This is a genomic window from Bifidobacterium sp. ESL0784 (assembly GCF_029433295.1).
In the GTDB taxonomy this organism is placed as follows: Bacteria; Actinomycetota; Actinomycetes; order Actinomycetales; family Bifidobacteriaceae; genus Bifidobacterium.
The window spans coordinates 351,630-365,282 of sequence record NZ_JAQTHV010000002.1 but is presented as its reverse complement, the minus strand read 5'-3'; the positions used below and the strand labels follow the sequence as shown (position 1 = coordinate 365,282).

Below are 13,653 nucleotides of genomic sequence, written 5' to 3'. Positions count from 1 at the left end.
TAATGACTGTTCTTGATATAAATAAATGGATAGAATAATGGCCGCGGAATGTAAAGGCAGCGAACGATGGAGCAGGGCGAAGTGAAGAGCGGTTTGGTCGCCAAAATGAGTTCTGAAAGCGATAGTGGTATCAAGAAATATATAGTCCCTATCGTGTCGCTGCTTGCCGCAACGCTGATTCTGGTATTTGTGGTTCCTGGGCTCGGCGTAGTTGAGCAGGCAGTGGGGTTACATGCCATTCTGAACAACGCCATCAACAGCGTCGCGTCCGCCGGAGCCCTTGCAACGTTTGCGGCATGGCTTGTTTTCTTCATGCTGTATTGGAAAGGTGCACAAGCGATATCACGGCGTCCGCTGAGGGAAAGCTGCATATTCGCTGTAGTGTCATTGCTGTTGTCGGCCACGGTCTGCTTCACTGGCACTTGGGCCACTGTGGATGGGGAACATACCGGTTTCCCTTGGTATTCCAGTGGGACGTATCCGTTCGGCAGACCTTCGTTCACATTCTTCTTCACGATTCGTCTGATCGCCATCGGTTCGTTGTTGCTGATGGCATGGGCATTGATCGCTGATGCGCTTGGGCGCAGGCGTAACAATGGCATCAGAGCGTTCCAGGCCTCGAATGAAAATCCGGAAACCAAGACCTCAGGTTTCGTCAAAACCATGAAACGATATGTGCCTTCTTTGCGTCTGAACGTGCGCAGTGTCGCGATTTATACCGCATTGGTGACGATTTGCTGGTTGCCGATTCTCTATATTAATGGCCCGGTGATCGTCAATATCGACACCGTGCTTCAGCTCATTCAAGGCAAAGGTTCGAGGATTTGGGACCCGATGACGATGCAGTGGCTGGACGGCTATGTGCTGCAGGATCATCACCCCGTTTTCGATACGTTGATCTATGTCGGTTTTGACCGCTTGGGGCTGCTTCTGGGTCATGAGGTCGTAGGTTTGCAGATTCTCACTGTTTTGCAAGCGATAGTTACGGCTTTCGCGGTTGTGTTGAGCCTCGCTTGGTGTTTCAGCCGAGTGAAGAACATACCGGCGTTGGTTCAGGTTTGCGCTGTTGCGTTCATTATCTTCGTCCCGACGTTCTCCACGGTTTCCACTGTCATCGTCAAAGACAGCACTTGGGCTCCGATCTTCCTTTTGTGGGCGATTGCCTTTGCGGAATTCATCTACCGTAAGCAGTCGCAAAAACCGGTGAGCTGGAAATTCATCATCCTGTTTGTAGTCTTGGCTATTTTTGCCGGGCTGACCAAGAAACCGTCAATTTACATCACCACCGGTGCCACGTTTATCGTGCTGATTTTCATGAGCGGGCGGTTCAAGACTTTGGTTGCTACGCTGGTGCCGGCAGGAATATGCCTGGTATTGATTCCGGGTTTGCTGTTCCCCGCGATGCATATCGCTCCCGGTGGCGTGCAAGAACCGCTGTCCATACCGATCCAGCAGGTCACCAAAGTGCTGATTGATCATCAGGACCAGCTTTCCCAGAAAGATTTACGTACCATATCGAAGGTTCTCGATATCAAGGAAGCAAAGAAAAATTGGAACCCATTGAGCGCCGATTTTGCCAAGCACTATGGCTATAAGCCTTCATCGACCAAAGCAGACAGGTCGGCATTCGAGAAGTTGTGGATTGCGTTGGCCTTCCGATACCCTGGATCGTATATCAATGCAATATCCTACGTCCGCACTCCTTTCGTTCTGGGCCAGACATATTACCAGACTGGACCTGTCAGGTGCGGTTGGGACGGAGCCGGAACGAACCATGTGAAGGTGCTGCCTGAGTACAAAGACTGTGCGCTTTCTAAACAGCAGGAGCATCTTGGTAAGCCTTTCGTCAACGTGATGAATCATGTTCCGCCGTTCTCCTTGCTAGGGGCTGAGGTGCTTTACGTGGTCTGGGTCCCGTTGCTAGCCTTGGCCTTGGTCATCGTCCGTAAGCGTTGGAAATCGCTGTTGTATTTCGCTCCGGTGCTCATGCAGTTGTTGGTCCAGTTTATGGTGCCTTCATATCAGAACCGCTATACGCTGGGGCTGCTGTTCACGGTATTCCTGACCTTGGCGATACCTTTCCTGAGCTGCGGCCATTCGGCAGAAAAGACCGACATGGCGAAGGGCACCGTCGAAGCCGGCGAAGCACAGCCAGACCAAACAGTTCGGCAGAACGGATAATCGGCATTGGCTGTTTGCCGATGGTTGCGGGTGCCGTTATCGAACTGTATCGGCGATTATATAGAATATGAGCGTTTAGAAGGTCTTCAACCAAGGCGGGAAACATTTTGGAACGCAAACAACGTATAGCAGGATATGATCTGGCCAAAGCGCTGTCGATGATTCTCGTCATCCTTCTGCATGCTTCGTTCTATACCTATGAATGGCCGAATAATGCGGCTGGGGATTTGCTTCTGGCACCGGACGCAATCTGTATTCCCTTGTTCTTTGCCGTCAACGGTGCATTGCTGTTGCCGAGACCGTTGAACATGAAAAAGCATGTCCACAAGCTGGTCGTCATGGTGGTGATCATGGAATTGTGGAAGCTGCTGGTCGCCTTGTTCTTCGTATGGGCAAGCCGACCGCATGCGTTCACGGCCAAGGAATTCGTGGGTTATATGCTAGGCGGGATCTTGGGTGGCAACCCCACAGGTCACTTCTGGTTCATCAACGCGTTGATTGCCGTCTATCTGATCTATCCGCTGATCAAATGCGCCTATGACGCCTCCTATGATTTTGCCTTCAAATGGGTGACGGTGGCACTCGGCTGTTTCTGCATCATCATTCCGACCCTGAGCTATCTGCTGAACATACTGACGGTGGTCTCGAACCGTGATTTCAGCTTCCTATTTAACAACGTCGATGAATACAACATCTTCGGCAAGTACGGATATACGTTGTTCTACTTCATGCTCGGCGGCATGTTCTCGAACCCGCGCACCAAAGAAAAGGTAGCGCAAGCAAAAGGCCGTGTGAACAATCGCGTTATCGTCTCCGGCATGGTTGTTCTGCTATTGGTGTGCTTCGCTCTGAACTTTGGAATCAACCAGTTCGGCCGTTCGCTCAAAGGCACACAATATGAGTCCTTGGGCTATCCGAGCGGTTATCTGATGCTGAGCACCTGCGTTGCCGCGATGCTTGTCTTCGCGTTCCTGCTACCCGTGCATGTGCCCCAGTGGAGCGAGAGGCTGGTCACCATATTGGGGTCCAGCACGTTTGGCGTCTACATGCTGCATGTGCCGATATTGGTGCTGGTCGGCAAGCTTCAGCACCATGGTCTTGCGATGGGCAACGTACTTCCGGGCTGGCTGATGCCCTTCTGGAACGTGGTGCTAGTTCTGCTGATTTACGTGGTTTGCGTCATCATCTCGCACTGGGGCGCGAAGATCCCGGTGATCGGCAGGCTGTTCACCTTCAAGTGATAGCGAGCCTGGTTTTCTTGGGATTTTAGGCGGTAACTTATTTGTCGAATGCCTTGATTGCGGTGTTTACCGCTTTTGAAAGAGCTCGCTAATCATCGTCAGACTAGTGTTTCAGCGCAAGGATTCTGCGTTCCAGCGGATGTACGATAAGCGTGTCGAGCAGGAACGCGATCAGCGAGGCTACCGCGTAGACGATTAGCACACTTGCAGCCCAGATTAGAATCTTCGACCAAATGGAACTGGGCACGGGGAATAAGCCCGTCACTGCCGGCCAGATTAGGTGGTACAGGAACATGTTCTCATGCAGCAAGTAGACACCGAATGTCGAAGCTGCCAGTTTGAGTGTGAAAGTTGCTAATGCGTGCGGAACATGGCTCATGTCGATTCTGTTGACCAGAATGAAAATTGCTGCGCCGATGATCATAGGCAGGAATTGAATTCCTGGCCGTGCCTGATTGCGCCAGCCAAGCAACGTTACAATTCGTGAACCGCTCATAAGCATATGATTGAACAGCACAAGGAAAATAGTTGTTGCGATAATAGCTATCCAAAGGTATCGGGTCTTCAACAATTTGCCATGCGAAGGAGCGTATTTGCGTATCCAGCCGCCCACCATATAACCGAGTACGGCATACGTGACATCGTTCCATGCTCCGGCTCGTCCAAAGAAAATGACCCAGATTCCGAAGACGGCGAGGATTCCGATAAAAGCGTCTATATAACGTTCGGAAAGGTTTTCAAATAACGTATTGAGGAATGGCAGAAGCAGCAGCATGCAAATATAGGCTGTAATAAACCAATAGGTTCCATAGAAGAACGGAACTATTGTGGCGCACACCGTGCGGATCAAGCCCTCGCCATGGAATGAAGTTGTGATGTCCTCGGGAAGTTTGACTGCAAAAGAAGCAGCAATAACCCCTGCGAGAACTAGTACACCGTAAATGAACATCTGGAACCATGTTTTGAATATCCGTGTCCAATTGAATTTTTTATTGACAAGAAAAAACCCGGAAATAATGAAGAAAATTGATACGCCTACTTGCCCGTACTGCACGACTAGGTAAAATAAGGAGGATTTCCATCCCGGTTTGTAGACGGATTCGTGGTCGGCGTTGAGCATCCATGTAATGTGGAGCATTCCGTGGCAGGCGACGATCAGGAGCATCGCGAAAATACGAAGCACCTCGACGTTCAGGTTGCGTGTCTGTTTAGTTTTTCCCAAGATTCCTCAATGATTGATCAACCGACATTATTGCGTATTCGATACTCGACAGAATACCTAGAGACAAGTATAAAGGCGTCTGTTCTCAGGCTTGATCGATAAGCCGGTGCATCGCTGCAACGCTCTGTTTCGACTCGATATAGTCGTCGGCAACGTGCTCGTGGGAATTGGTGTCTTTCGGGATGGCCATGTAATCGCCGTAAAGCCTCGAAAGGTATTGTCTCCAAGCCTTCGGCACGGGAACTTCGAGGTTTCTGAAATGCAGATGGTCGACGGGCATCCATTCTTCGATTGGGTAAGGTCCGGAAGGGTGTGCGTCGTCGATGTTTTCTGGTCCTTCGACCAGACACGTGGCTCCCTCTTGGTCCGGGAGGATGTCGCACGTCTGACCGAGTTTTTCCAATTGCGCGTCGAGCACCGCCTCGAGCTGCGGGGCCAATGGGTCAGAGCTCGGCAGATATGGGTTTTGGGCCCACGCCGTGTCGTTGAAGTTCCCGCGAATTTCGGCGACGAAACTTCTTCTTTGCTCCGTACCCGCGTTCCAGACCTGCTGCGGATCGCCTTTGGCCCAGTCGAGGGTGAAGAGGTCGATGAAGCAAGGATTGTCTTCGTCGGCGGAACGGAAACGTATCTGTTTACAGGGAACGTACCAGTCCCAGAGGACGGTGACCCGGAAACGTCCGTCTTCACGCGTCACTTGTTCGAGCTTCCGCAATTGGTCGCGCGTGATATAAACGTCGATGTCGTCGTCCCAAGGAATGAAGTCCTGATGGCGGTAGGCGCCCAGAATGGTGCCGCCGCTGCCCCAATAAAGAATGTCGTGCTGTCGGCAGAGGGCATCGAATTGCGAGAACAAAGCCGCTTCGGCGTCTTGGAACAGTTTGTGAATGCCGGTCGGTTTGGGCAGTCCGCGGAAGAACCGCAACTGCGCCTGCTCAACGCTTTCGCTGTCGTGACGGAATATCTGCCAATAGAGCATCATATCGCGGTCTTGCTCGTAGGCATGCTCCTGCTGTGAGGCCTTCTGAAAATCCTCGAGAAGGGATATGAGCCGTTCGTTTTGGCCTGCAAGGCTTTGCGTTTGGGCTTCAAGGTCGCGGACCTGTGCTTCGAGATTGTCGATTCGCTGGTTTGTGCTGGTCTCGAAGGCGTGGAACGAGCGCGAGGAAGGAGGCAACAGACGTTGTTTCATATTGGTAACTAGGCCCATCGTTGTCTCCGCTTCTCACTTGATTGTTGGTTTCAGCATAGCGCAAAATGTCCATTTTGTCGTTTTACATTTTGAGAGTGCAAAATATTGGTAGCCATATCCGGTGAACGCACGTTTTTAAACGCCTTCGAGTATCATTGGTCATTATGTGTGATTTTTTTAGGATTTCCGCAGGAGATCAGGGCAAACTCGACTCGCTCAGTGAACGGTTGCGGCGCCTTGTTGTGGGGGCGATGAATTACAACGCGTTGATTCAACCCGGCAGGACGCTCGTCTTCAAGCTGTATATGGGGCAGAAGTGGCAGTACCCGAGGCTGACGGATCTGACCACGCTTAACGGCCTGCTCACCCGCGAGGCCGGGCTTGAGCCATTTGCGGAACTGTCCATGACCTCAACTGTCGAGCCCGGGTCCGCATATCCTCCCCAATATTTTGATCAGGACCAGCAGGTCGTTGACACGGGTGTTCGCTATCTGCTCTTGACCCCCGACGACGCGACGGACAAGGATGTGGAAAGCAAGCATCCCAACGATGGCCCCAAAGCCAAGCTTTATAACGCCCTTGAGCTGTCGTTCCCCACACAGTTCGACGTTTTCCGCGACACCAAGCGCAGCATCCGCGAATATCTCGGCAGAAAGCCCGTCAAACCGTGGATTCCCCGGACTGTGGAAAGGGAAAACGCTTGGTCCGGGCACCATCATCCGGTTGTGGAGATTAAACCAGGCAAGGCTCCCGCCGGTGCGAAGAAGGCGGTCATCATCGCGATGCACTGGTTCCAGGCCGGTGGCGCGGAACGTTGGGCCTTGGAAACTGTGAAACTGGTCAAGCAAGCCGGCTTCTACCCGATTGTCATCACCGACAGGGACGGCCACCAGCCTTGGATCACACGCCCTGAGTTCGACGACGCGTTGCTGCTGCCGCTTACCGCGCCTTTGCAGGAGCGTCCCGGCGACGCCCCGTTGTTGCGTGCGCTTTTTGAGCATTTCGACATCAAAGGGATCCTGATTCACCATTGCCAGTGGATGTATGACAGGGCGTGGTGGGTCAAGAAGTACTTCCCGCGCACGAAGATTGTCGATTCCCTCCACATCGTGGAGTATTTCTTCCGTGGCGGCTATCCGCACGAATCGGCGATTCGTGACCAATGGATTGACCTCCACCACGTCATTTCGCCGCAATTGCGACATTGGCTGGTCGATATTCACCATCTCGACGCCAAGAAGGTCGTCGTGGCTCCTCTGGTTGGATTGACTGCGGACAGCGAGAAAGCGAAATTCAAGCCTCGTGATACCGGCAAGCCATTGACCGTTGCGTTCGTCGGTCGCATGGTGCGCCAGAAGCGTCCTGAAGCATTCATCCTTACCGCCCATGCGTTGCAACGGGCTTATCCCGGCAAGTTCCGGTTCATCATGCAGGGCAATGGCGATATGGATATTTTCGCCGATACCCTGATCAAACGCTACAATCTGGGCAAGGTCCTCGAACGGCGCTCCATGAAGGTCCCCGTGGCGAAGACCTACGAGGATGCCGACGTGCTGCTGGTTTCCTCGATCAACGAAGGCATCACGTTGACGACGATCGAGGCGCTTTCGGCCGGCATTCCCGTGATTTCCGCCGATGTCGGCTCGCAGTCCACGCTGGTCCCCAAGCAGGGGCTTCTGCGGCGTATGACGTCAAAGATGGTGCACGATGCCAAATCCGCGCTGGCGCACCTGGCAAACAGCGAAGACGATCGGAAACGGCTGTGGGCGGCTGAGGAGAAAAGGCTGGAGGAGTTCTCGCAGCTCGAATCGGCGGATGCTCTGTTCGCACGAATGCTTAAGGGATGGAACAAGTAAAATGGCTGAAGACAAACGAAAAATAGCCGCGGTCGTGGTAACCTTCAATCGTCTTGACAAACTCAAGACCGTGCTTCACTGCCTGGAGACGCAGACCCGTCTGCCCGACCAACTCATCATCGTCAACAATGCGGCGACCGATGGCACCGACAAGTATTTGGAAGAGTATCGGGCGGATTTCAAACTTGGCGATAAGATCCAGCTCGATATCGTCACCTTGCCGAAAAATGTCGGCGGCGCGGGCGGTTTCTCGGCCGGTATGCGCCGTTCCTATGAGCTCGGCGCCGATTTCGCCTGGATCTTCGATGATGACGGCTACCCGCAGCCCGATGCGTTGGAAAAGCTGGTTGACGGCTACGACGCGGCCTCCAAGAAGATGGGCACCGATATTCCCTTCGCGTGTTCACTGGTCAAGTTCATCGACGGCACGATTTCCGAGATGAACAACCCGGTCACCACATGGGACTGGGGAAGGCTTATGGCCCAAGGACTCAACATCGCGCTCGTCAGCCGTTGTTCGTTCGTTTCCGTGCTTATCCCTCGCTGGGTCATGGAGGATTACGGCCTGCCGTACAAGGAATACTTCATTTGGTTCGACGACGCGGAATACACCATGCGCATCACCAAGGCGTGCCCCGGCATCCAGGTGATGGACAGCGTCGTGCTGCACGATATGGGTTCCAACAAGGGCGTCAACTATTCGATGATCGATGACAAGAACATCTGGAAATTCGAGTATGGCGCTCGCAACGAGGGCTCTTTCCATCTTCACCACGAAGGCGTTTATCAGTATGCGCGCTTCGCCGCGATGGTGAGGAACAACATGCATCGCGGTCATGTGGCCAAGCCTTTGCGCAAGCGGATCTATAAGAAACTTCGCGAGGCGTGGGGCTTCAATCCGCAAATTGACTATCCGCAGGTCCCGGCGAAACGGTAAACGCATTTGTCGCAATGCCAACATTGGCGCGCCCCTTGAAAGTTCGATGACAGGGGCACCGGCATTGAAAAAGAATGGTTCTGAAATCTTCAAGCATTTCAGAACCATTCTTTATATCAGGTCGTAATTAATCGTAATTAATCTTATCCGGCTGTGACTGTCTGATTCAAGAATCTGACGGTCATTCCGTTGCGTTACCTCGGTGAGCCCACCTGAGTAATCTGCATGACCCTGTCGTTGATCAGCGCGTAATCCCTGTTCTCTGAATCCCTGATGGCGAATGCGCAGGAATTGGCGTCATTGGTAAACGCCACCATATCCGTCGTGTCGGGGTTCTTTTTCGAAAGCGTACGCAGTGAGGCGACCAGCCTGAAATCGCCGTTGTTGAACAGGTTAAGAGGCATCTTGAATTCGACGGTACGATGTCCGTGTTCCGTATATTTCAGCGTTTCCGAGCCGGTATCGAACGCAACGCCGCCGCGACGCAGGTCGTGCAGCGCGATGGCGAGGTAAAAGTCCTCAGGCTCGTTGAAGTCGTATTCCACCTCGAAGCGGAACGTGTCGGAACTCTTGCAGATTTGATGGGAAAGCGGCTTCACCTTGAGCACGGGGCAGCGGCTGTTGAGACCGTCGGCGTATTGGCCGTTCTTCTGTTCGATTTCCTTCTTTTCGGCCTGAAGGTTCTCGAGAGTGTACTGGTTGGCGGCTTCCTCTTTGTTGCCGTTGACGATGATGTCACCGTCTTTGATGAGGATGGCCTTGTTGCAATACTTTTTGACCGAATCCATGGAATGGGTGACCAGGATGACCGTCTTGTTCGGGTCCTTTTTCACTTCGGTGAAGTAGTCGTCGCATTTCTGCTGGAACGCCTCGTCGCCGACGGCGAGCACTTCGTCGAGCACCAGAATGTCGCCCTGGGCTTTGATGGCCACGGAGAACGCCAGACGCACCTGCATACCGCTGGAGTAGTTCTTGAGTTTCTGATCCATGAAGTCGCCGAGTTCCGCGAAATCGACGATGTCGTCATACATGCCTTCGATCTCTTCGCGGGTAAAGCCGAGCAGGGCGCCGTTGAGGAAGACGTTTTCGCGGCCGGTCAGTTCGGGGTTGAAACCGACGCCAAGTTCGATGAACGGCACTAGTTTGCCCTTGACTTTTACCGTGCCGCCGTCGGGCACGTAGATGCCGGAGATGATTTTGAGCAGTGTCGATTTTCCGGATCCGTTGCGGCCGACAATGCCGAAGAAGTCCCCTTTGTGGACGTCGAAGGTGATGTCGTTGAGCACCTGCTGCTTCTTGTAGCCTTTGATGCCTTTCGTCCAGTTGATGAACGCCTGCTTGAGGCCGGTCGCCTGTTCGGTGGGCAGCTTGAAGTATTTGCCGACGTGGTCGACCGAAAGTACGACCTCGCTGTTTTCCTTGGGCTTGCCCAAAGAATCGATAAGGGAGGAGTCCTTGACGGAATTGGATGAATCGGTTTTGGAAACCATTGATTTTGAAGAAGTCATCATGCCTCGCTCACTACATGATTTCCGCGAATTTGCGGCTGTACTTACGGAAGACATACACGCCGAGCACCAGGAACGCGAACGAAAGGATATAGGGAATCAGGCACACCAGCGGGTTGTGGATCTCGCTCCAGATGATCTGCACGTTCTGCGGGTCAATGAGGTTATGCCGGGCGTCCTGGAAGGTCTGGGCTATCGGGCTCATCAGCATCAGCTTGGCGATGATCGGGTAATTGTGCTCGACCATGGAAAGCGGGTAGATGATAGGCGTGGCGTAGAAGACGACCTGGCTGACGACTTCCCAGATATGCTGGATGTCGCGGAAGTGGACGTACATCGTGGCGAGCAGCAGGGCGCAACCAAGCGCGAAGATATAAAGTTCGATGAGGTTGAGCGGCAGGAGCACCACACGCCAGGTGAAATGCGCGCCGTTGACGACTGCGAAGATCAGAATGACAACCAGGTTGATGCCCAAGCTGATCAGGGCGCCGCAGGTTGCGGAGACGACGATGATGTAGTTGGGGAAATGGATCTTGCGCAGGATGTCACCGCGATCGACGATGGAGCGCAGGCCGGTGCTGGTCGCTTCGGAGAAGAACTGCCACAGGCAGTTGCCCATCAGTAGCACGACAGGGTATTGCGGGGTGCCGTCGGTGAAGTGCAGGAAGCGCACGAAGACCATATACATGATACCGAACAGCATGAGCGGCTTGATGACTGACCAGGCGATGCCGAGGAAGGAACCTTGGTATCGCAGCTTGAAATCGGTCTTGACCAGCTCTTTGAGAACGACCCACGAATAGTGGTATCTATTCTCGAGTTTTTTCGCTAATGTCTTCACAAAGGTCTTAGTTTAGCAACGACTATGGGATTATGCTGGGAAAACGAGCAGTTTTGCATAAGGTTTACGTAGTTATCGCATATTCTGCCCCCGCGAAGTTATACTGAAAGCTATGGCTCAAGCAAGTTCTGCACAAAAGCAATGGGACACGGTCAACCGGGTGGTGTTCCCGATTGACGATCGGGAGTCCGTCATGCCGCTATATGCGGTGCGATGGACGAGGCCTCATGTCCCGGAATCGGTGTTCGACAGCGTTTCGCAGTTGCAACGTGCCGATGTGGCCTCATTGAACCCCATCGGTTTCGATAAGACGATGCGTGAAGCTACCGCCGATGCAGGGGCCGCGCGCGACGAACTTTCGGATTTCATGGTGCTTTCCCGCCGTTCGGCTCTCCTTAAGCCTGGTGCCCATATATCTTTCTGCACGTATTTCAACGCATTTCCGGCGTCGTATTGGCAGCGCTGGACGAGTGTCCGTTCAGTCAGGCTCGTTATGCAGGTGTGTGGTGAAGGCGAAATCAATGTGTTCAAGTCGACCGCGCGAGGTCTGTTTTCGACGGTCAAGACGCTTGAGCTCCATAGTGACGATGATGATAATACGGTTGATGGCTTGCAAGCCGATCAATCGCAATCGGATAATCCGTATACCGGTCATTCGGGTCATGATGCTTTGCGGATTGTCGATTCGCAAGCAGAGGTTATGACCGATCTCGGAAACGGCTGGAAGCAGATAGCTCTTGAGATTCCGCTTTCGGGTCTGTTGGACGGCGGGTATTTCTGGTTCGACGCGTATTGCCGTCCCATTATGGGCAGCGGTAGGTCTGGGTTCCCGGCTTTGACGATTCGTAACGTGGGTTGGCAGGTGCCGATGGCTGATCTGCCGCGCTGCGAGCAAAAGGGGCAAGATGGTCCGGATGCTCAAGGTGCCGATTCCGACTTTGCGCAAGCCACAGAGGATGATGAGAACAGCGATCGTGATGGCCGATATAGCGCGAGTGTTGTGTTTGCCTATGAAGCGACGCATCCCTCCTGTTCCATAGCGATTACGACTTTCAACCGCACTCCTTACTGTCTGCGTCAGCTGAAAGCCATCGCCGGCGAGGGTGAGCTGCGCAAAAGGCTCGACACGGTCTACTGCATTGACCAAGGCAGCGACAAGGTCTGTGAACAGGACGGATTCGACGAGGTCTCTGCGGACTTGGGCAGTCAACTTACTTATATCCAGCAGGCCAATATTGGCGGTTCCGGTGGATTCTCCCGTGGTATGCTAGAGTCGATCGACGCGGGCCGAAGTGCCTACACGATTCTGCTGGACGACGATGCCATCATGGAGCCGGAATCGTTACTGCGCTCGATTCAGTTCGAGGATTATGCCAAACACCCCGTTTTGGTGGGCGGCGGTATGTTCCATCTCGACGACCGGACGATGCTGCACGTGCAGGGCGAACGTTTCGACCGCGGCAGTCTGAGGCCGTGTCCGCCGGCCGGAGCCAGTTATAATCACGATTTCGCCGTTTCGCCGCTTCGCGATTCGCCGGAACTGCATGCGCGTTTCGATTGCGATTACAGCGGTTGGTGGATGTGCCTCATCCCCAATTCGGTCATTCGCGAGATCGGCCTGTCGCTTCCTCTGTTCATCAAATATGACGATGTGGAATACGGCCTGCGTGCTCGCGAACACGGTTATCCGACGGTCGGTCTTCCCGGGGTCGCCGTCTGGCATCAGGGCTGGCACGACAAGGATATTTCGCGCACGTGGGAGGAATACTATGCGCAACGCAACCGCTGGATCTGCGCACTGCTCCACTTCCCGAACGCCGGGAAACGCTATGTGTTCCGTATGATGTACGAGGACGCCCATCTCGGCGTCAAACTGATGTATTCAGGTATGAAGCTGCACCATATGGCGCTGCGCGACGTGATGCGCGGGCCAGACAATCTCGTTGATACGCTTTCGACCAAGTTGCCTGATGTTCGTGAGGCACGAGAAGGATTTGATGATAGCAGGGTTTCTCAAGATCTCGAGGCGTTCCCTGCTCCTGTGGCAGTGTTCGAGAACCTACGTCCGGCATTATCTGGTGATGAGTTCGCCAAAGCCGCAGCAAAGGAAGTGGTGAAAGCGGTGTTTTCGCGGCAGGACGGGACTCACGATGCCGCGCCTCAAGTTGCGATGAAGTCCAAGGACGCGGTCTGGCCGTCGTTCGATGGGGTGAGCTCGGCTTTGGTCACTACTTCCGATGGCAACGGTGCGGCGTGGCTGAAACGCGACAGCAAGCTGTACCGCAGGAATCTGCGTGAATGTTACCGAATCGCCAGATCGCTGGTGCGGCGCTGGGATTCGCTTGCAGATTCCTATCGTTCCGCCGATTTGTCGAGCCCTGATTTCTGGCGTGTAATTTTTTCTTCGTAATTTCACCGCCGTCTTTCCATTATCTTCACGCTCGTTTGCGCACAGTTCACAAATCGATTTCTAGACTCGGGAATCGGTAGGCAATTAATGCCGATATTGGTGGCGGAAAACCGCGATGAGCGATTGATACGCAATGCGTAGACACGTAACAGGTTTTGCTCCTCAATCGCCAAGTCCGCTTTGGGCTCGGAATTGCGATTTATCGTTGCCGAAAGTGTTGAGGTATTGATGGTCGTTTTAGATTTTTGAAAGGTGATGGCTCAAG

9 protein-coding genes are annotated in these 13,653 nt (G+C 53.4%); 5 read left to right on the top strand and 4 right to left on the bottom strand.

Annotated elements, in window-relative coordinates; genetic code table 11:
• Positions 1-66: 66 nt before the first annotated feature.
• Positions 67-2,181: a DUF6020 family protein gene (locus tag PT279_RS04015; protein ID WP_277165687.1), complete on the top strand. Its 2,115-nt coding sequence runs from the start codon at positions 67-69 to the stop codon at positions 2,179-2,181.
• A 107-nt stretch (positions 2,182-2,288) separates the two neighbouring features.
• Positions 2,289-3,422 (top strand): acyltransferase family protein, encoded by a 1,134-nt coding sequence (locus PT279_RS04010; protein WP_277165685.1) that lies wholly within the window; start codon positions 2,289-2,291, stop codon positions 3,420-3,422.
• Positions 3,423-3,525: 103 nt separating this feature from the next.
• Here the strand turns inward: PT279_RS04010 and PT279_RS04005 are convergent, their stop codons facing one another.
• Positions 3,526-4,644, bottom strand: a complete 1,119-nt coding sequence (locus PT279_RS04005; protein WP_277165683.1) for an acyltransferase — start codon at positions 4,642-4,644, stop codon at positions 3,526-3,528.
• Between the two features lie 85 nt (positions 4,645-4,729).
• Positions 4,730-5,854 carry a LicD family protein gene (locus PT279_RS04000; protein WP_277165681.1) on the bottom strand — a complete coding sequence of 375 codons (1,125 nt, stop codon included), beginning with the start codon at positions 5,852-5,854 and terminating at the stop codon, positions 4,730-4,732.
• 146 nt (positions 5,855-6,000) lie between these two features.
• Between PT279_RS04000 and PT279_RS03995 the strand changes: the two genes are divergently transcribed.
• Together PT279_RS03995 and PT279_RS03990 are read left to right on the top strand one after the other, a co-directional pair.
• Positions 6,001-7,692: a glycosyltransferase gene (locus tag PT279_RS03995; RefSeq protein WP_277165679.1), complete on the top strand. Its 1,692-nt coding sequence runs from the start codon at positions 6,001-6,003 to the stop codon at positions 7,690-7,692.
• A gap of 1 nt (position 7,693) precedes the next feature.
• Positions 7,694-8,629, top strand: coding sequence for a glycosyltransferase family 2 protein (locus PT279_RS03990; protein ID WP_277165677.1), 936 nt, complete (start codon positions 7,694-7,696; stop codon positions 8,627-8,629).
• 194 nt (positions 8,630-8,823) lie between these two features.
• Here the strand turns inward: PT279_RS03990 and PT279_RS03985 are convergent, their stop codons facing one another.
• Both PT279_RS03985 and PT279_RS03980 read right to left on the bottom strand, forming a co-directional pair.
• A complete protein-coding gene (locus PT279_RS03985) occupies positions 8,824-10,119 on the bottom strand; it encodes a polysaccharide ABC transporter ATP-binding protein (protein WP_277165947.1) in 1,296 nt (431 codons plus the stop codon).
• Positions 10,120-10,150: 31 nt separating this feature from the next.
• On the bottom strand, positions 10,151-10,978 hold the full coding sequence (locus tag PT279_RS03980; protein WP_277165675.1) for an ABC transporter permease: 828 nt from the start codon (positions 10,976-10,978) through the stop codon (positions 10,151-10,153).
• Positions 10,979-11,090: 112 nt separating this feature from the next.
• On the opposite strand from PT279_RS03980, the gene PT279_RS03975 reads away from it, so the two are divergent.
• On the top strand, positions 11,091-13,388 hold the full coding sequence (locus PT279_RS03975) for a glycosyltransferase (protein WP_277165673.1): 2,298 nt from the start codon (positions 11,091-11,093) through the stop codon (positions 13,386-13,388).
• Positions 13,389-13,653 lie beyond the last annotated feature (265 nt).

What these genes read in the sequence shown, in the direction of transcription:
- PT279_RS04015 (WP_277165687.1), top strand. Translation starts at nt 67, where the DNA reads ATGGAGCAGGGCGAAGTGAAGAGCGGTTTGGTCGCCAAAATGAGTTCT.
- PT279_RS04000 (WP_277165681.1), bottom strand. Translation starts at nt 5,854, where the DNA reads ATGGGCCTAGTTACCAATATGAAACAACGTCTGTTGCCTCCTTCCTCG.
- PT279_RS03995 (WP_277165679.1), top strand. Translation starts at nt 6,001, where the DNA reads ATGTGTGATTTTTTTAGGATTTCCGCAGGAGATCAGGGCAAACTCGAC.
- PT279_RS03990 (WP_277165677.1), top strand. Translation starts at nt 7,694, where the DNA reads ATGGCTGAAGACAAACGAAAAATAGCCGCGGTCGTGGTAACCTTCAAT.
- PT279_RS03985 (WP_277165947.1), bottom strand. Translation starts at nt 10,119, where the DNA reads ATGGTTTCCAAAACCGATTCATCCAATTCCGTCAAGGACTCCTCCCTT.
- PT279_RS03975 (WP_277165673.1), top strand. Translation starts at nt 11,091, where the DNA reads ATGGCTCAAGCAAGTTCTGCACAAAAGCAATGGGACACGGTCAACCGG.